Below are 18,516 nucleotides of genomic sequence, written 5' to 3' on the forward strand. Positions count from 1 at the left end.
TCAGAGGACCTTGTTGCCGTACATCTCGCCGAGCGGATCGGCGAGGAGTTCGATCCGGGCGCCGTCGGGGTCGCGGAAGTAGATCGAGGTACCGCTCTCCTCCATGTACTCCACCCCGGCGGCGTCGAGCCGGTCGCGCAGTTCGCGCCAGGTGGCGGGGTCGACCGAGATGGCGAGGTGGTGCAGTCCGCCGAGCACCTCCGCGTAGGGGCCGAGGTCGAGGCCGGGGAAGTCGAAGAAGGCGAGCAGGTTGCCGTTGCCGAGATCGAAGAAGAAGTGGGTCGAGCCCTTGTAGTCCCGGTTCTCGATCATCTCGGTGAGCGGGAACCCCAGGACGCCCTGGTAGAACCGTACGGTCCGCTCCACGTCCGCGGAGAGCAGCGCGACATGGTGCACGCCGCGGGCCGTGCTCCGCGCCCTGTCCGGCATCAGATGGGCGTCCCTGATCCGCTGACGCTCCGCTTCGATCGGGTCCGTCGCGCCCATCGAAAGCTCCTCACCGAGAGAACCGGTACCGCACTCAGTACCGAATACAACCACTTCTCCGCCCAAAGGCGACCGGTGTCCGCCCGTGTCCGTCCGCCGGGATGCGCGGCGCGGCCGGAAGGACGATCCTGGATATATGTCCGGACGGGCTCCTTTGGTTGTGCATCCGGCCCTGGATACCAGTGGCCGGGAGGTGACCGCGCGGGGCGAGAACCTCGGCGTGGCGTTCTCGGACGAGGATCTCATGGAGTTCCTCGGCCGGGCGGGACTGCCGGACGCGGAGGATCTGCTGGACGATCCCGCGTGGGTGAAGTGGCGCGGAGGCCAGGCGCACTTCTACGGGACCGGATAGGGCTCCCGATTCCGCGGGTGGCGGGTCTACTCGCCGGCCGGCGGTGCCAGGACGGCGAGTGTTCCGTTGGCCTGGCGCAACGCCAGTTCCAGGGAGAGTGCGGGGTGCAGGGCGCCCGTGCCGTCCGGTGGCACGATCCACTCCAGCGGTCCCGCCGAACGGTACGGCGGCGGTACGGCGACCCACGATCCCCTGCCGAGGTGGCGGAGGCCCGACCCCTCCCACCGGCTCGCGGGGTCCGGCGGCAGGAAGAAGCCCACCCGCTGCGCCGCGCAGTCGACCAGCGTGGGTCCAGGCACCTGGACCGGGTCGGTCCACAGGATGTCGAGGGCGAGCAGGCCGAGCTGCTCGGGAACGCTCAGCACGTCCCAGTAGCGCCCGGCCTCCAGGAGCACACCACCGCTCCCCTGGTCCCACTGGCGTTTGCACGCCCTCGGATTCGTGGCGGCCGCCGCCAGCCACTCCACGCTCCGCGTCCACATCAGGTTCGTCATGCGTCACCCCGGAGTCGGCTCCGGTTCCCTCCGCTCGGCCGGCCGCGGGAGGCGCGGGCGCAAGGGCCCGCGTCCGCCCGTCAGGACCTCGGCATATGCATGGTGGTGGATATTTCTACGTGGCGGAAGGGGTGGCGAGGTGTGGCGTTTTCCGGGGTCCGGTCGACGGCTGCCGCGACGGTGCCCGGAGGGACTCCAGGGAGCGGATGTGGAGCGGGGTCGTGTGCCAGCGGGCGGTGAAGGTGCGATCGGCGAGGACGCACTCCACGGTCAGCCGGTGCGGGGTCTCCAGGAAGAGCACGTCGACGCGCAGGGTGCCCGGCGCGGTCCAGCCGCCGCTCACCGCCATCGGCGTCGGGCCGGGATCGACGCTCCAGCCGGTTCCGTCGAGCCGTAGTTCGAGTCGCCGGTCCCCCTCGGCCAGGGTGACGCGGGTGCCCCGGCCGTCCTCGGTGACCGCCACGCCCGTCAGGGTCCGCTGGGCCTCACAGACGCCGCCGGCGGGGACGAACCCCGCCCGCGACCAGACGCCCCGGGGCTCGGTGGGCACGGCCGCGGCCTCGACCGGCGGCAGGGCGAGCCCGGCGAGCCGTCGGCGCAGCGCCTCGTCACGCTCGCCCGCGACCGGCAGCGGTGCCGTCCCGAACGCGGGCAGCAGATGCCGCCACATCAGGTCCAGCAGTTCCTGCATCCGGTCGGTCGCCGCGGTCGTCGCGATCACGGCGTCGTGTTCGGGCAGCACGACGCAGAACTGTCCGAACGCCCCGTCGCCGCGGTATCCGTGCCGTCCCCGCCAGAACTGGAGTCCGTAGCCCTGCTGCCAGTCCGACCGGGCGCCCTCGGGGGTGCCGTCCGCGGTCGCGACGTGCGCGCGGGTGGCCTCCGCGATCCAGGAGGCCGGCAGGAGCCGCCGCCCTTCCCAGACGCCCTCGTTCAGACAGAGCTGGCCGAGCCGGGCGACGGCGTCGGTCGCGGCGTGCAGTCCGCTGAAGCCGATCTCCCGGCCGGCCCGGTCGCGGGTCCAGTCGGTCTCCCCGATGCCCAGCGGGTCGAACAGGCGGGGCCGCAGATAGTCGGTCAGCGACAGTCCGGTCACGCGCTGGAGGATCGTGGCGAGCGTGTAGGTGGCGGACTGGTTGTACGCGAAGACGGTGCCGGGGTCGCGGTCCGGCGGGATCAGCAGGAAGCCGCGTACCGTCTCCGTCCGGTCGAGCCTGAGCGCGTCGGCCCAGGTCTCGGCGAGATGGCCGCTGGCCATGGCCGCGACGTGCCGGACGAGCATCGCGCGGCTGCGCGGATCGGTGATGTCGGCCGCGAACTCGGGGAAGTACGAGATCACGGGCCGGTCGAGGTCCAGCAGGCCCTCGGCCACGGCGAATCCGGCGGCCGTGGAGGTGAAACTCTTGCTGAGCGAGTACAGCAGCTGAAGACGTTCCGGCGTGTACGGCGCCCACCAGCCGGAGGCGACGAGGTGCCCGTGCCGCATGATCATCAGGCTGTGGAGTTCGATGTCCGGGGCGGCCTCGACGGCGTCGAGGAACGCGGTGATGCCCGAGGCGTCGACTCCCTGCTCGGCGGGCGGGCTCTGGGGCAGCGGTCGGACACTCATACGGACGGCCTCCGGGTGGCTCGGGCGGCGGGCGACGACGGGACAGACGAGCGAAACGCATTGTGTGCATCTGGCATCTTTCCCGGGCGGCCCGCCGGTGTCCATGTCCCGGCGGCACCGGCACCCTCCTGTTCCAAGCCACGCGGCAACTACCCATATCCAAAGCCGAGTTGACGTTCGCTGTGCACTCCGGAGGGCTGTCCCGACCGTGCGACCGGTCGGTGGAACGGAGGGAAACAGGGGCCTGAACTGTTCGTACGGGCGCGCGACGACCGCGCGTCCGGGTAAAAACACTCATCTCCAGCCGTCTCCCGTTGAACACTCTTCGTCACATCCCCCGTACTTCTGGGCAAGACGAGTGTCCGGTACACGACGAGGGATGACGATGGCCAAGGCGCATGACTCCGCGGGCGAGTTGATCGCCGGGAGATACCGGCTGCTCGACGTCTTCCTGCGCGAGGAGGGCCGGGACCTGTGGCACGGCGAGGACACCGCCTTCGGGCGGCCCGTCGTCCTGACCCGGTCGCGTGCCGCCGGACCCGGCGGCGAGGAGACGCCGGAGCCCGCCGCCGACCGGATCCTGCGGACGGCCAAGCTCCTCGGGCCGGCCTGTCACGGAGGGGTGGCCGCGGTCCTCGACGTGGTGGAGGAGCCGGGCTTCCTGTGGACCGTCACGGAGCGGCCTCCGGGTGCCCCGCTGTCCGAGCTCCTCCTGCACGGTTCCGTCGATCACGTGCGGGCGGCCGCAATCGGGCTCGGCGTCCTCGACGTCCTCACCGCCGCGCACCGCGAGGGAGTCACGCACCGCGAACTCGGCCCGAGCCAGGTGTGGTCCGACGAGCACGGCACGGTCACCGTGACCGGGTTCGGCCTGACGGCGTCCGCCGACGCGCCCCGCGTCACCGCTCCCTCGTACGCCTCCCCCGAACAGGCCCGCGGCGAGGGCGGCGCGCCCGCGGCCGACCTCTGGGCACTGGGCGCGATGATGTACGCGCTGGTCGAGGGGCGGCCCGCCGTGCGGGACCGGGGTGAGGCGGAGGCCACGCTCCGGGCGGTGGACCGGCTGCCGGTCAGGGCCCCGCGCAGTGCGGGCCCGCTCGCTCCCGCCATCCTGGGCCTGCTGCGCTGGGACCCCGTGGAGCGGGTGCCCGAGGCTGTCGTGCGGGAGTCGCTGACGCGCATCCTCCGGCAGAACTTCGAGGAGGTCACGCCGCCCCAGCCGCTGCCCGATCTCCTCGATCCCCCCGGGGACCACCGCGATGGGCGCGCGAAGGCCGGGGACGAGGGGCGTCCGGGGCGCACCCCGGGAGGTCTGCCCGGGGGCCGGCCGGTTCTGCTGGGCGCGGCCCTCGCCGTCACCGTCGCCGGCGCCCTGGTGTTCGCCTCGATGGGCGGACTGCCGGGCGGGGACGACACCTCCGCGTCCGGCCCGGCGGCGTCAGGGGCCGCCACGAGCACTCCGTCCGCGACCGCGACCCCCAGCGGCGCCGGCGCGCCCGCCGGCCGGGGGACGCCCACGGCGTCCGCGAAGCCGTCGCCCTCCCCCTCCCCCTCGGCGACCGCCGGTGCGACCCTGCCGTCCGGCTTCTCCCTCTACCGGGCGCCCCAGGGCTTCGCCGTCGCCCTGCCGTCGGGCTGGAAGCCCGTGGAGACGCAGTCCTCCGACGATCTCGCCTACCGGGTGACGTTCGGGGCGAGCGGCGATCCGCGCACCCTGGCCGTCACCTACAGCACCCGGCTCGGGCCGGACCCGGTCGCCGTGTGGAGCGACCTGGAGCCGTCCCTGCGTGCCGTGTCCACCGGCTACGAACGGGTGGGCGCCATCCGGCCGGTGACCTATCGCGGCATGAAGGGCGCCGACATGGAGTGGTACTCCGTGTCCCAGGGCGTACGGGTGCGCACCCTCGGCCGCGGCTTCCTCATCGGCGGGAACCGGGGCTTCTCGCTGCGCTGGACGACCCCGGCGGACGACTGGGACACCGCCGCCAACCGGCAGGCGCTGAAGGTCTTCTTCGACTCCTTCCGGACCGGGACGCAGTGACGGACCGGTCCTTGGTGACGGTTCGTCACCGAGCGTTCACGTCAGTGTCCTTCGGGCATACGGAGGCCTGGCCTTCGCTGCGCCAGCCACACGGCGACCTCGTCGGCGATGGGCTGTCCGGTCTCCAGCTCGATGAAGCCGAACTGGCCTCCCTGGTTGCACTCCAGGAACCACCAGATGCCGTCGGCGTCCTCGGCGAAGTCGAAGGCGGCGTAGGCGAGTCCGGTGAAGGCGAGGTAGTCGTGGACCGCACGGGCGATGCGGTGGGGCACCGGGGTGGGTTCCCAGCCGTTGTCCGCCTCGCCGAACCGGCCGTCGACCTGGCCGGGCTCGGCGGCCTTGCGGGCGGCGAACAGCCGGGTGCCGATGCCGGTGAGCCGGATGTCGGCGCGTCGGGGAATGTAGCGCTGGAGCAGGGCGGGACCGGCCGCCACGCCGGAGAAGTCCGTGCCGGGTCCGACGAGCGTGGTGGGCAGGGCCGCCGGAGGCTCACCCGGCGGCGGACCCGAGGCTGATTTCACCACGACGTCCCCGTGCTCCTCGACGAACTGCTGCGCCACCCGGGGAGCGGTCGTGATGACGGTGGGGGGCACGGCGAATCCGCTGCTGTGCGCGACCCTGAGCTGCCAGGGCTTGTGCCGGGCCTGTTCGGCACGGCGCGGGTGGTTCATCCAGCGGGTCGAGGCGGAGTAGAGCATGCCGAACAGGGCCTGCCTGGTCTCGGCGGTGAGCCACGCGGAGGGTTCCGCGGCGTGGGCCGCGGGCTCGCCCGGCCTGCGCACCCACACGGAACGCAGGCCTCCCATGCTGAGCACATGGCCGTTGACCGACAGATAGCCGTCGAAGTCACCATGGGCGTAGTCGGCTGACAGCACCGCTTTGCCGGGCACGTCGGCCGGGTCGAGGCGCACCATGGGCACGCCCCGCTCATGCAGTCTGGCCACCACCATGTCGGCGGTGACGTCCTGTTCGGCCGTGAGTATGAGAACCGTCATGCGCGCGGCATCCGTCAGTCGTCGAAGTGCGTCTGAGAACCGGCCGTCGAGGTCGTGGTCCCGGTCGCCATCAGCAGCGCGCGGTCACTGACGGCCGGACGGCCGTCGGGCAGCACGTTCAGTTGCAGGGACACGTCGAAGTGGTACGGGGGTACTGCGGCCGACTGCCCTGAGGGCCGGGCGTAGTTGAGAGTGAACGGTCGCACGAAAAATCCTCCCGCGGTCGCGCGATGGCCAATACACACCCGTACGTGACACGGCCGTAAGGAATTCATCACTTTCTGCCACATCGGGGTGAAGGTCATCACATCGCGTCGTTTCTGGCTTGCACATTTCGGATTTACTGGAGTGTCCACTGTGGTCGCGGCCTCCGCGTGTCTCCTTGATTCCACGCAGACCTTAGGCCATAGCTTCATCCTCCGTGACATCAACGCCCCACCACCCCAGGAGAGTTCCCGGTGACCGCAGCCATCACCTCGTCCGAAGACGACGCCACGCAGACCCGGGTTCCCGGCCTCATCGAGCGCGATGCGCACGACTTCGGCGCCTACGCGCGAAACGGCGGCTGGGCCTTCGCGCTGAAGGTGGCACGCAGCGTCCGTCCGGGCGGTCAGTCCGCCGAGGACACGCCGAAGGTGTCCGCGAAGGAGTTCGCGGACCTGGCCGGCTGCTCACCCGAGCGGGTGATGCGCTACTACAAGGCCTGGGACAGGGCCGCCGACGACGGCCTGGTCCCCCAGTTCGAGGCCCTGTCGCCCGGCGCGGACGTCGAACTGCCGGACGGGGACGCCTGGTCGGCCTACTACGCCGCCCGCTCCAGTGCCGCCTCGGAGCGCGGCGCCGCCATCACCGAGGCCGCCGAGGCCGAGGGCATCCGTCCCACCAAGGCCCTGGAGGTGGCCGAGAACCCGACCGCGCTGCGGGCCGCGATCCTCGCCGACCCCTCCACGGCGAAGGCGGCACGGGCCGCGCTCCTCGACCGGGTGAAGGAAGACCCCGCGCTCCAGACCGAGTTGGCCCGTGACATCGCCCGCACGGACGAGCTGAAGAAGGCGGTGGCCACCGAGAACAGGGCGGCCGACCGCATCGGCTATGTGCGCCAGATCGCGGAGAAGGGCCAGATCAGGACGCCGGCCGGACAGACGCTGGACGCTCCGGCGGAGCTGCGCTCCGAGGCCGAACGGCACCTGTCCCTCCTCGACGAGCTCGACGAGGGCGAGGACGCGGGCGAGTGGGCCACCGAGGCGTACGACACGATGAAGAGCCTCGTCGTCGAGACGGTGGAGGCAGACCCCGAACTGCGCGTCCAGGAACGCCGCACGAAGTTCTACAGCAGCCTCCAGAAGGCCACGAAGGTGTTCGAGGAACTGACCTTCGACGACGCCGACGACATCTACGAGGACGACATGGTGCAGCGTCTGGAGGAACTCCAGCAGGCGATCGGTACGGCCATCGCGGCACTGCGCGGGGCGGCCGGGCGGGATTGAGCGGGCCAAGTGGCCGTGCGGGAACGGGCGTTCGCGCACGGCCACGCTGTCACCGCGGAAGGACACGGGGTACGGCGATCGTCCTGACGGGCTGTCATGTCGACGTATCCCTGCGTCAGTCGGCTTCACCCCGGTGGTGGTCCATCAGGTCGACCGGGCTCCGCTGCGCGTCCGGTCCGAAGCAGACGGCGTGATCCGCACGTCACGGACATGTTCGTCATGCACATGAGCACGGGTGAGTACCCGTACTCATGCCACCCTGCCCGCCGCTCCACCACCATGGGGCCACCTGGACGAAGGAGCCCGCCATGCCCGGATCAGCCCTCGCGCCGCCCGCCCCGCACCCCGCCCGCCCCGAGCACGCCCCGCGCAAGGCGCTGCCGGCCGCGCTGCTGGCGGTGGTCGTGACGGGCATGGCGCTCTCCGCGTGGCATGCGCGCGACCCGATGACCTGGCTGCTGGAGACCGTGTGGGTGCTCGTGGGGCTGCCGCTGGTGATCCTCGGCAGGCGGCGGTTCCCCCTGACGAGCCTGCTGTACTGCCTCCTCGCGGCGCACGCGCTGGTGCTCGCGGTGGGCGGCCATTACACCTACGCCCAGGTGCCGTTGGGCGACTGGGTGCGCGACACGTTCGGGCTCGCCCGCAATCCGTACGACCGGTTCGGACACCTCATGCAGGGCTTCGTGCCGGCCGTCCTGGTGCGGGAGCTGCTCAGCAGGACGTCACCGCTGCGCGGCAGCAGGTGGCTGGCGCCCCTGACCGTGTGCGCGTGTCTCGCCTTCAGCGCCCTCTTCGAGATGTTCGAGTGGGCGGCCGCGGTGATCGGCGGGCACGGCGCGGACGCCTTCCTGGCGACCCAGGGTGATGTGTGGGACACCCAGTGGGACATGTTCTGCGCCCTGATCGGCGCGACCGTCTCGGTGCTGGTGCTCAGCCGGGTGCACGACCGCCAGCTCGACGCGCTCGCGGCGGCGCGGCCCTCCCTGGGCTGAGCGGGCCCCGGGCCCACGGAACGGATGCGGGACCCCGGTGGCGCGGGACCGTGCGGGACCCGGTGGCGCGGGACCGTGCGGGACCCGGTGGCGCGGGACCGTGCGGGACCCGGTGGCGCGGGACCGTGCGGGACCCGGTGGCGCGGTGCTTCGAGCGAGCTGGTGCGGCACCGGGTCCCCCGTCGGTGTCACCAGCGGCTCTCCACCTGCTCCTTGATCCGCCGCTCGTACAGCTCGTCGACGGCGTCCAGCGTCGCCCGGGACAGCTCCGGCAGCCTCGCGGCCTCCGCGTTGGCGCGGGCCTGTTCGGGTGACCGGGCTCCAGGAATGACGGTGGTCACGCCCGGCTGCGCGACGATCCACCGCAGGGCCAGCTGGGCCGGTGTGTACCCCTCGGGGGCGAGGGCGGAGAACTCGGCCGCCGCCTCCACGCCCGTCGCGAAGTCGACCCCGGAGAAGGTCTCGCCCTGGTCGAAGGCCTCACCGTGGCGGTTGTACGTCCGGTGGTCGTCGGCGGCGAAGACGGTGTCCTTCGTGTACTTGCCGGAAAGCAGCCCGGAGGCCAGCGGGACCCGCGCGATGATGCCGACGCCCGCCTCCCGGGCCGCCGGCAGAACCTGGCGCAGGGGCTTCATACGGAAGGCGTTGAGGATGATCTGGACGCTCGCCACGTTCGGGCGGGCGATGGCGGCCAGCGCCTCCTCGCACGTCTCGACGCTCACGCCGTACGCCGCGATCCGCTCCTCCTCGACCATCGTGTCGAGGGCGTCGTACACCGCGTCCGAGGAGTACACGGGCGTCGGCGGGCAGTGGAGCTGCACCAGGTCCAGGCGGTCGACCCCGAGGTTGCGGCGGGAACGGTCGTTCCAGGCACGGAAGTTGTCGAGGACGTAGTTCTCCGGGATCTGGTCGACCCGGCGGCCCATCTTGGTGGCGACCATGACGTGCAGATCCGGCCGTCCGCGCAGGAAGCCGGCGATGGTCTCCTCGCTCCGCCCGTCGCCGTACACATCGGCGGTGTCGAAGAAGGTCACCCCCGACTCCGCCGCCGTCTCCAGCACCGCGGAGGCGTCCTTCTCACTCACCTCGCCCCAGTCGGCCCCCAGTTGCCAGGTGCCGAGACCGATGACGGAAGCATGCTGGCCAGACCTGTCGAATGCGCGCTCGTCCATGGCGCCAGTCTGTCACCTCCCCCGGACCGGACCGGAGGTCCCCGCTCCGCGCGTCCCCGTACGGCGGCAGGGCCGTTCTCCGCGGGCGCATCGCGCCTCGCGCCCCCTTCTTCCCTGGCGAACAAGCACACCTGACCGGTATGTCGGATAGTGAAGATGCCTGGATCCTCGAGATTGGATCACCATGGACCGCTATCCGCCCATCGCCGACCACGGCCTGGTGGGGGATCTCCAGTGCTGCGCCCTGGTCTCCGCCAAGGGCGTCGTGGACTGGTTCGCCGCCCCGCGCTTCGACTCCCCCAGCGTCTTCGCCGCGCTGCTCGACCACGACCGCGGCGGCTACTTCCGGCTGGCGCCCTCCCGCGCGGAAGGCACCTGGAAGCAGCTCTACTACCCGGACACGGCGGTACTCGTGACCCGGTTCATGTCACCCGACGGGGTGGGCGAGGTGCTCGACTGGATGCCGCCCGACCGCTCCGGGACCGCTTCCGCCCGGCACCGCCTCTTCCGCACCGTGCGGACGGTGCGGGGAACGATGGAGTTCGCCCTGGAGTGCCGTCCGCGCTTCGACTACGGGCGGGCCGGCCACGAACTCACCGTCGGTCCCGGCGGCGCCGCCTTCCGCGGCCCGGGAATCAGCGCGTTCCTCCAGAGCACCTTCCCCCTGGAGCGGGACGGTCAGGACGTGCGCAGCACGGTCACCCTGAAGGCCGGCGAGACGGCGGCGGCCGTGTTCACCGTGGACGGTCCCGACGCCACGGCACCACCGCCGCCCACGGTGCCAAAGACCGAGGAGAACCTGGCGCGGACCCTCGATTTCTGGCAGAACTGGGTACGGAACTCCCGGTACCGGGGCCGCTGGCCCGACATGGTGCACCGCTCGGCCATCACGCTCAAGCTCCTCACCTACGCGCCCACCGGCGCCCCGGTCGCGGCGGCCACCATGGGACTGCCGGAACAGATCGGCGGCGAACGCAACTGGGACTACCGCTACACCTGGGTACGGGACGGATCCCTGTCGCTGCGCGCCCTGATCGACCTCGGGTTCACCGAGGAGGCGACGGCGTTCACCCACTGGCTGCGCGAACGGCTGGTGGAACGCCTGGACCAGGAAGGCGAGGCCCTCCAGATCATGTACCGGGTGGACGGCACGCCCCTGCTCGGCGAGGAGATCCTGGAGCACTTCGAGGGCTACCGCGGCTCCTTCCCCGTACGGGTCGGCAACGCCGCCGCCGACCAGCTCCAGCTCGACATCTACGGCGAGGCCCTCTACGGCATCTCGGAGGGGCGGGAGCTCGTCGTCCAGGCCGACTACGCGGGATGGAAGGCCGTCTCCCGCGCCCTGGACTGGCTCGCCGACAACTGGGACCGCCCCGACGAGGGCATCTGGGAGACCCGCGGCGGGCGCAAGGACTTCACGTACAGCCGCGTGATGTGCTGGGCCGCGTTCAACCGCGGTCTGCGGCTGGCCCGCGACTGGAGCCGGCCGGCGGACACCGCGCGGTGGACCCGGGCGCGGGACACCGTCCTGGAGCAGGTGATGGAGCGCGGCTGGAACGAGCGGGAGAAGGCGTACGTCCAGTCCTACGACGGCGACGTCCTGGACGCCTCGCTCCTGCTCATCCCCCGGGTCGGCTTCCTGGGCCCGAAGGACCCGACCTGGCTGTCGACGCTCGACGCGATGGGCCGGACGCTGGTCTCCGACAGCCTCGTCCACCGCTACGACCCCGCCGCCTCCCCGGACGGCCTGCGCGGCTCGGAGGGCACCTTCAGTCTGTGCACCTTCCTGTACGTCGACGCGCTGGCCCGCGCCGGCAGGCTCGCCGAGGCGCGCTACACGTTCGAGAAGATGCATACGTACGCCAACCACGTCGGTCTCTTCGCGGAGGAGGTGGGCCCCAGCGGCGAACAACTGGGCAACTTCCCCCAGGCGTTCACCCATCTGTCTCTGATCATGGCCGCCACCACGCTCGACGAGGCACTCGACCGGCAACGCGGCTGAACGAGAGGCCGGCCGGCCCGCTACACCCGCGCCCCGTGCACATGCTTCGGCTCGGCCAGCAGGCCGTAGATGACCAGCAAGGACACGAGCATCGTGAACAGCGACCACCACGGGTAGACCGGCAGGAAGATCATCTGCGCGACCAGACCGAACACGGCCAGGCAGATGCCCGCCAGCCGCGCTCCCCTGGATCCCACGAGCACACCGAGACTCAGCACGGCCATGACGATGCCGACGGCGACGAAGATCCAGCCCCAGGCCGTGTAGTTGAGGATCAGCAACCGGTTGCCCCCGGAGTACACCTTCGAGTAGTAGCCGTGGTTGAAGATCGCCACGAAGCCGGTGAGCAGGTTGAACAGGGCGCTGACCATCAGCAGGATTCCGGCGAAGGCCACCCAGTGCGAACGCTCCATCGGCGGTACGAGGTCGTCTGGCTCAGAAGCTTGTCGCTGCATGGGAACCATGAGATCCATCCGCGGGACGGACCGCAATCCGCACTGGACCGTTGGTGTCGCGGGGGCCGGGGCGGGTCCCCGAACCGACGCGCCCTCCCGTGCCGTGCGCCCTCAGTCCACCCGCACCGGGCCCCGCGTCCGGGCCGGACCGAGCAGGATCGCGGTGTCCTGGACCTCCGGCAGCGGGGTACGGGCGTCGGTGACCGGAACCAGCCGGCCGTCGGGGCGTACGAGGAACAGCAGCGCGTGTCCGTCCGGGATGCCGTTCCCGGCCGGAAGGGAGACGATCCGGGCGCCGTCCCCGTAGCGGCGGGCCAGTTCCGGTCTGCTCAGACCGGCCCCGAACAAGGTCTCACCGGTCGTGTAGGGGGCCACCACCCCATGGCTCCGGCCGGGCGGCCCCAGCCGGTGGACGAACCCGTCGACGGAGCCGCGCAGGGTCTCCGAGGCCAGCGCGTTGAAGTCGTCCTCCTCGGTGAGCAGAAGAACGCCGGTGATGCCTTCGAGCTCGGCTCCCTCGCCGGTGGCCGCGGCCAGCAGCTCGCCCGGCGCGAGGCGCAGTCCGGCGCCCCGGATCAGGTCGCGCTGCTCCTCCCGTCCGGCCCACATCAGCACGTCCAGTCCGGCGGAGCTCAGTGCGCGGCCCAGGTCGATCGCCCAGGGGTCGCCGCCCACGAGCAGGGGGCGGGCCCGGGCCGGGCGCAGCACGCCGAGGCGCCGGGCGACGGGGTGCGCGCTCAGCGCGTACAGCGTCACCGTGGCGACGATCACCAGGAAGGTGGCGGGCAGGATCTTCTGGGCGCCGCCGACGTGGTCGGCCACGAGAGCGGCGGAGAAGGTCGAGGCGGTGGACGCGGCGACGATTCCGCGCGGTGCCATCCAGCCGATGAACGCTCGCTCACCGCGCGGCAGGTCCGTTCGCGCCGTCGACAGCCACGCGACCAGGGGTCTGGCCACCAGGACCAGAGCGGCGACGAGAGCGAGCGTGGGCAGGACGATGTGCCGCAGGGACGCCGGGGTGACCGTGGCCGAGATCGAGATGAAGAGCAGCCCGATGATCAGCGAGACCAGGGTTTCCAGGAAGGGGCGGCGCGCCGGGAGCGAGAGGCCCGGCAGATTGGCGAGGGCCATCCCCATCACGACCGCGGCGATGAGCCCGGTGTCGTCCCGGATGGCGTCGCAGAGGGCCGCCACACCGACCGCGGCGGCGAGCTGCGCCGTCGTCCCCAGAACCTCGCCCAGGTGCAGCCGGCCGAGGAGGAACCACAGGACGGCGGCTCCCACCGCGCCCCCGATCAGCCCGACGGCCGAACTCGCGGCGAACTGGCCGATCTTGCCGGGCAGCTCGTTGCTGTCGCTGGCGACGACGGCGTGGAACACGAGCGCGCCGAGGATGCCGCCGACCGGGTCGATCAGCGACCCCTCCCAGATCAGGATGCGCTGGAGCCGCTCGGTCGGCCGCACGAAATGGAGCAGCGGGCCGACGACGGTGGGCCCCGAGACGACGAGGATCACGCCGAGCATGACCGCCGAACTCTTCGACATGCCCAGCAGTGGCACCGCGAGGACTGCGGTGACCGCCCAGGTGATCAGGACGCCGATCCAGATCAGGCGCGCCACGACCCGGTGCATGTGTCCGTGCAGCCTGCTGATGTCCAGGCCGAGCCCGGCTTCGTAGAGGATCACCGCGACGGCGAGCGAGACCATCGGGGAGAAGGCGTCCCCGAGTAGTTTGTCGGGGTTGACGAGGTCGGTCAGCGCGCCCGCGGTGAAGCCGACCGGCAGCAGGACGATCAGGGCGGGGATCCGCAGCCGGCTCGCCACGAGCTGGGAGCCGACGGCCAGGACGACGATCAGGCCGAGGCCCTGGAGGATCTGATTCTCCGTCACAGCTGTCTCCCTGCCGGTCGTCGGGGACCGGAGGGTGTCGTCCCGTCCTGGGGGCCTGGCCGCTCGGGACGGCGCCGGTGTCCCCGGTCGCGCCGGACGGGCCCGTCCGGGCCGGCTCGGGGTTCGGCGGTCCCCCGCCGAGGCAATCACTCCCGCCGGAGGTCGGCGACGGCGGACCCGCCACGTTCGGCCGTTGGGAGGAGCGGGGTCCCTCGGCCGGAGCAACCGTCCGGCTCCGGCGCACCGCCGAAGGGCGGCACCGGCCTGGGCCCCGATTCCCTGGCGGAACCCGCACGGCGCCCCGGAAGTGCTCCGGGGCGCTGTTCCGCGGCAGCCGCTTCCCTTGCCGCGGGACACGAACCGGCGGTGCCGGTCGGCGCGGTGGCCGGCGGATTTCCTTGCCTCTCCAGGACAGGAGTCACCGACCCGGAACCAGAGTGCCCTGAGATGCGGGTGAGGTGGGTGTGGTTCGGCACCATGTCATCACCTTGTAAGGAACCCCACACCCGGAACGCCGGCCCGGATCTGCCGCCCGGGAGCACCGGAACGGCGGCCCCCTCACGGCGAACGGCTTCCGGACAGCCGGATGGCGTCCGTCAACAACCCTGCCGATTGCGGTGTGTGACGAGCCTTCAAGAAGTGAACCGCCTCGCGAGGCGGCGGGCCGCCCCATCACGCAGGTGAACAGGACGGTCACGGAGTCGCGTTCCGGGACGCTCCGTCCAAGGCCTCTTCAACTCCGTTCGCACATCGGCCATTTGAGAGGGTTCTTTGCTTCATGTCTTGACGTCTTTGGTGCAGACCTTTAGGTTCACCGATCGCCACAACTCCATGAATGCATTCGATGTTCACGGACATGAACCCCCCACCAGTCCAGGAGTGTCCAGCATGTCCAGATTCCCCCTGTCCGGGTCCCGAAGAGAATCCGGGCGCCGTCGAACGGCCAGGCTGCTGGCGGTCACCGCGCTCGTGGCGACGACGATGTCGGGCCTGACGACCACCGCGCAGAGCGCCGCCGCCCGGAACGACGCGCTCGCGCAGGCGGCCGCGGTGCCGGCGGGCTGGGCCACCGTCGTCAACGCGGGCAGCGGCAAGTGCGTCGACGCCCGCGCCGCCGGAACGGCCGACGGCACCGCGGTCCAGCAGTACGCCTGCAACAGCAGCCAGGCCCAGCAGTGGCAGTTCGCCACCACGTCGGGCGGATACTCCCAGGTGGACAACCGGGCCGACGGCACCAAGGCCTGGGACGTCACCGGCGTCTCGACCGCGGACAGCGCGCCCGTCCAGCTGTGGACGTACGGCGGCGGCACCAACCAGCAGTGGCAGGCCGTGGCGGAGGCCGGCGGCGCCTACCACTTCGTGAACCGGGGCAGCGGCAAGTGCCTCGACGTACCGAGCGCCTCCACCGCCGACAGCGTGCAGCTCCAGCAGTACACCTGCAACGGAACGGCGGCCCAGTCCTTCTACGTCGACGCGGTCGGCACACAACAGCCGCCCGGGACACCGGACCTGGGCCCGAACGTCACCGTCTTCGACCCGTCGACCCCGGCCGCGACGATCCAGAGCAGCCTCGACGCGGCCTTCTCCCAGCAGCAGACCAACCAGTTCGGCACCGCCCGCAAGGCCTTCCTCTTCAAGCCCGGCACCTACAGCGCCGACGCGAACGTCGGCTTCTACACCCAGGTGGCGGGCCTCGGCCTGTCACCCGACGACGTCGACATCCGCGGCGCGGTGCACGCCGAGGCGGACTGGTTCCAGGGCAACGCGACCCAGAACTTCTGGCGTTCGGCGGAGAACCTGTCGGTGACTCCCCCGTCCGGCTCGGACCGCTGGGCGGTGTCGCAGGCGGCGCCCTACCGGCGCATGCATCTGCGCGGCAACCTGGCGCTGGACGACGGCGGCTGGTCCAGCGGCGGCTACATGGCCGACACGAAGATCGACGGCCAGGTCAACTCCGGTTCGCAGCAGCAGTGGCTGTCGCGCAACACCGAATGGTCGAACTGGACCGGCTCCAACTGGAACATGGTGTTCGTCGGCGCGAGGAACGCCCCCGCGAACAGTTTCCCGAACCCTCCGTACACGACGGTGGGCCAGACACCGGTCTCCCGCGAGAAGCCCTTCCTGTACGTCGACGCGGCGGGTGCCTGGAAGGTCTTCGTCCCGTCCGTACGCGCCAACTCCACCGGCACGACGTGGAGTTCGGGCACTCCGGCGGGCTCGTCCCTGCCCCTGTCCGACTTCTTCGTGGTGAAGCCGGGCGCGAGCGCGGCCCAGCTGAACGACGCGCTGGCCCAGGGCAGGAACCTGCTGGTGACGCCGGGCGTCTACCACCTCGACCAGACGCTCAGGGTCACCAGGGCCGACACCGTGGTCCTGGGCCTCGGTCTCGCCACCCTCGTCCCCGACAACGGCATCACCGCCATGACGGTCGCCGACGTGAACGGCGTCCAGCTCGCCGGGCTGCTGATCGACGCGGGCACCACCAACTCCGCGCAGCTGCTGGAGATGGGACCGAGCGGCTCCTCCGCTGACCACAGCGCGGACCCGAGCTCCCTGCACGACGTGTTCTTCCGCGTCGGCGGCGCGGGCGTCGGCAAGGCCACCACCAGTCTGACCGTCAACAGTGACGACGTCATCGGCGACCACCTGTGGCTGTGGCGCGCGGACCACGGCAACGGAGTCGGCTGGACCAGCAACACGGCCGACACCGGGCTGATCGTGAACGGCGACGACGTGACCATGTACGGCCTGTTCGTCGAGCACTACCAGAAGTACCAGACCGTCTGGAACGGCAACGGCGGCCGCACGTACTTCTACCAGAACGAGATGCCCTACGACCCGCCCGGCCAGGCGGCGTGGATGAACGGTTCGACGCAGGGCTACGCCGCCTACAAGGTCGCGCCCTCCGTGACCAGCCATGAGGTGTACGGCTTCGGCAGCTACTGCTACTTCAACGTCAACCCCGCCGTCGCCGCGGAGCGCGCCATCGAGGCGCCCGTCAACGCGAACGTGCGGTTCAAGGACATGGTGGCGGTCTCCCTCGGCGGTACGGGCACCATCCGGCACGTCGTCAACGACCGGGGCGGTCCGTCGAACTCCTCCAGCAACGTCGCCGACCTGGTCAGCTACCCGTGACCACCCCTGACACGTACGGGAAGGAGAACCGGATGCGTATCAGCCGGTCCGCACCGGCGCGCGGTGTCCTGCGGGTCCTCGTCCTGCTGGCGACCCTGCTCGGCCTCGCCGCGCCGCCGGCGGCGCACGCGAGCGCCACGGCGGCCCCGTTCAAGGTGCTCGCCCTCTACAACGGCACCTGGGACGCGGCCCACATCAGTTTCGTCCACGAGGCCAACGACTGGTTCCCGAAGCAGGCCGCGGCGAACGGGTTCACCTACACGGCCAGCAACAACTGGGACCTGCTCGCCGACGGTGGCGTGAACGCGTACCAGGTCGTCCTGTTCCTCGACGACCTGCCGCAGACCGCGGCCCAACGCGCCGGTTTCGAGCGGTACATGCGCGCGGGCGGCGGCTGGATGGGCTTCCATGTCTCCGCCTTCACCACCGACGCGCAGAGCTGGTCCTGGTACCACAACCAGTTCCTGGGCAGCGGGAACTTCACGTCCAACACCTGGGGGCCGACGACCGCCGTCCTGAAGGTCGAGGACCGGACGCATCCCTCCACCGTGAACCTGCCGGCCACGTTCACGTCGTCGGTCAGCGAGTGGTACAGCTGGTCGAACGACCTGCGGCAGAACCCGGACATCCGCGTCCTCGCCTCGGTCGACCCGAGCAGCTTCCCGCTGGGCACGGACCCGAACCAGACCTGGTACAGCGGCTATTACCCGGTTCTGTGGACCAACACGAAGTACCGGATGCTGTACGCGAACTTCGGCCACAACGCGATGGACTACGCGACGAACACCACGCTGTCGTCGACGTTCGCCAGTACCGCCCAGAACCGGTTCCTCCTGGACGGGCTCAAGTGGCTCGGCGGGGCGGACCCGTCGGTGCCACCGACGGACCCGATCCCGGAGACCGCCTGGTACTCGCTGGCCAACTCGGGCAACGGCGCCTGTGTGGACGCCCGTTCGGCCGCCACGGCGAACGGGACCGCGATCCAGCAGTACGCCTGCAACGGCACACAGGCGCAGCAGTTCCAGTTCCGTTCGACGGACAGCGGCTACACGCGGATCGCCCTGCGGACGAATCCGCAGCAGGTCGTCGATGTCACCGGCCGTTCCACGGCCGACAACGCTCCCCTGCAACTGTGGAGTTGGTCGAGCGGCCAGAACCAGCAGTGGCAGCCGGTGAGGGAGAGCACCGGGCGCTATCACTTCGTCGCCCGGCACAGCGGCAAGTGTCTGAGCGCGGCGGCGTCCGCCGCGAACAGCGTGCAGCTCACCCAGCGCGGCTGTGACGGATCGGCCGCCCAGAGCTTCGCACTCACCGCGCAGCCCTGACCGGACCACGTCGGGGTGCCTCCGCCGCGCGGCGACGGAGGCACCCACCGGATGCGCTGCGGCCCTGTCGCACCGGCACCG

15 protein-coding genes are annotated in these 18,516 nt (G+C 71.1%); 7 read left to right on the plus strand and 8 right to left on the minus strand.

The genetic code is table 11. The features are described 5' to 3' along the window. Window positions 1-486 (minus strand): VOC family protein, encoded by a 486-nt coding sequence (locus tag ACF07B_RS35775; RefSeq protein WP_384241282.1) that lies wholly within the window; start codon window positions 484-486, stop codon window positions 1-3. Between the two features lie 136 nt (window positions 487-622). Here ACF07B_RS35775 and ACF07B_RS35780 point away from each other — a divergent pair, with 136 nt between their 5' ends. Continuing rightward, complete coding sequence (locus tag ACF07B_RS35780) at window positions 623-838, plus strand: hypothetical protein (RefSeq protein ID WP_329303232.1); 216 nt, start codon at window positions 623-625, stop codon at window positions 836-838. Window positions 839-864: 26 nt separating this feature from the next. Here the strand turns inward: ACF07B_RS35780 and ACF07B_RS35785 are convergent, their stop codons facing one another. Then, the gene (locus ACF07B_RS35785; protein ID WP_392181970.1) at window positions 865-1,332 is read right to left on the minus strand and encodes a hypothetical protein; all 468 of its coding nucleotides are present in this window, start codon (window positions 1,330-1,332) and stop codon (window positions 865-867) included. Window positions 1,333-1,447: 115 nt separating this feature from the next. Beyond that, entirely contained in the window at window positions 1,448-2,941 is a 1,494-nt protein-coding gene (locus tag ACF07B_RS35790) for a serine hydrolase domain-containing protein (RefSeq protein ID WP_392181971.1), read from the minus strand. Window positions 2,942-3,326: 385 nt separating this feature from the next. Here ACF07B_RS35790 and ACF07B_RS35795 point away from each other — a divergent pair, with 385 nt between their 5' ends. After that, window positions 3,327-4,982, plus strand: a complete 1,656-nt coding sequence (locus ACF07B_RS35795) for a serine/threonine protein kinase (protein WP_392181972.1) — start codon at window positions 3,327-3,329, stop codon at window positions 4,980-4,982. A gap of 41 nt (window positions 4,983-5,023) precedes the next feature. On the opposite strand, the gene tgmB is transcribed toward ACF07B_RS35795, so the two are convergent. Further along, window positions 5,024-5,977, minus strand: a complete 954-nt coding sequence (tgmB, locus tag ACF07B_RS35800; protein ID WP_392181973.1) for an ATP-grasp ribosomal peptide maturase — start codon at window positions 5,975-5,977, stop codon at window positions 5,024-5,026. 14 nt (window positions 5,978-5,991) lie between these two features. Next, the gene (gene tgmA / locus ACF07B_RS35805; protein WP_103547447.1) at window positions 5,992-6,183 is read right to left on the minus strand and encodes a putative ATP-grasp-modified RiPP; all 192 of its coding nucleotides are present in this window, start codon (window positions 6,181-6,183) and stop codon (window positions 5,992-5,994) included. 252 nt (window positions 6,184-6,435) lie between these two features. Here tgmA and ACF07B_RS35810 point away from each other — a divergent pair, with 252 nt between their 5' ends. Further along, on the plus strand, window positions 6,436-7,464 hold the full coding sequence (locus ACF07B_RS35810; protein ID WP_392181974.1) for a hypothetical protein: 1,029 nt from the start codon (window positions 6,436-6,438) through the stop codon (window positions 7,462-7,464). 308 nt (window positions 7,465-7,772) lie between these two features. Then, window positions 7,773-8,456 carry a DUF2238 domain-containing protein gene (locus ACF07B_RS35815; protein ID WP_384240495.1) on the plus strand — a complete coding sequence of 228 codons (684 nt, stop codon included), beginning with the start codon at window positions 7,773-7,775 and terminating at the stop codon, window positions 8,454-8,456. A 188-nt stretch (window positions 8,457-8,644) separates the two neighbouring features. On the opposite strand, the gene ACF07B_RS35820 is transcribed toward ACF07B_RS35815, so the two are convergent. Then, the gene (locus ACF07B_RS35820) at window positions 8,645-9,628 is read right to left on the minus strand and encodes an aldo/keto reductase (RefSeq protein ID WP_392181975.1); all 984 of its coding nucleotides are present in this window, start codon (window positions 9,626-9,628) and stop codon (window positions 8,645-8,647) included. Window positions 9,629-9,812: 184 nt separating this feature from the next. On the opposite strand from ACF07B_RS35820, the gene ACF07B_RS35825 reads away from it, so the two are divergent. Then, on the plus strand, window positions 9,813-11,630 hold the full coding sequence (locus tag ACF07B_RS35825) for a glycoside hydrolase family 15 protein (RefSeq protein ID WP_392181976.1): 1,818 nt from the start codon (window positions 9,813-9,815) through the stop codon (window positions 11,628-11,630). 20 nt (window positions 11,631-11,650) lie between these two features. On the opposite strand, the gene ACF07B_RS35830 is transcribed toward ACF07B_RS35825, so the two are convergent. Next, a complete protein-coding gene (locus tag ACF07B_RS35830; RefSeq protein WP_362399392.1) occupies window positions 11,651-12,085 on the minus strand; it encodes a hypothetical protein in 435 nt (144 codons plus the stop codon). 111 nt (window positions 12,086-12,196) lie between these two features. Beyond that, window positions 12,197-13,975 (minus strand): cation:proton antiporter, encoded by a 1,779-nt coding sequence (locus tag ACF07B_RS35835; protein WP_392181977.1) that lies wholly within the window; start codon window positions 13,973-13,975, stop codon window positions 12,197-12,199. 981 nt (window positions 13,976-14,956) lie between these two features. On the opposite strand from ACF07B_RS35835, the gene ACF07B_RS35840 reads away from it, so the two are divergent. Together ACF07B_RS35840 and ACF07B_RS35845 are read left to right on the plus strand one after the other, a co-directional pair. Next, window positions 14,957-17,110 (plus strand): RICIN domain-containing protein, encoded by a 2,154-nt coding sequence (locus tag ACF07B_RS35840; RefSeq protein ID WP_392182068.1) that lies wholly within the window; start codon window positions 14,957-14,959, stop codon window positions 17,108-17,110. 32 nt (window positions 17,111-17,142) lie between these two features. Then, the gene (locus ACF07B_RS35845) at window positions 17,143-18,435 is read left to right on the plus strand and encodes a ThuA domain-containing protein (RefSeq protein WP_392181978.1); all 1,293 of its coding nucleotides are present in this window, start codon (window positions 17,143-17,145) and stop codon (window positions 18,433-18,435) included. The last annotated feature ends 81 nt before the right edge of the window (window positions 18,436-18,516 follow it).

Source organism: Streptomyces sp. NPDC015532, assembly GCF_043078065.1.
Classification (GTDB): Bacteria; Actinomycetota; Actinomycetes; order Streptomycetales; family Streptomycetaceae; genus Streptomyces.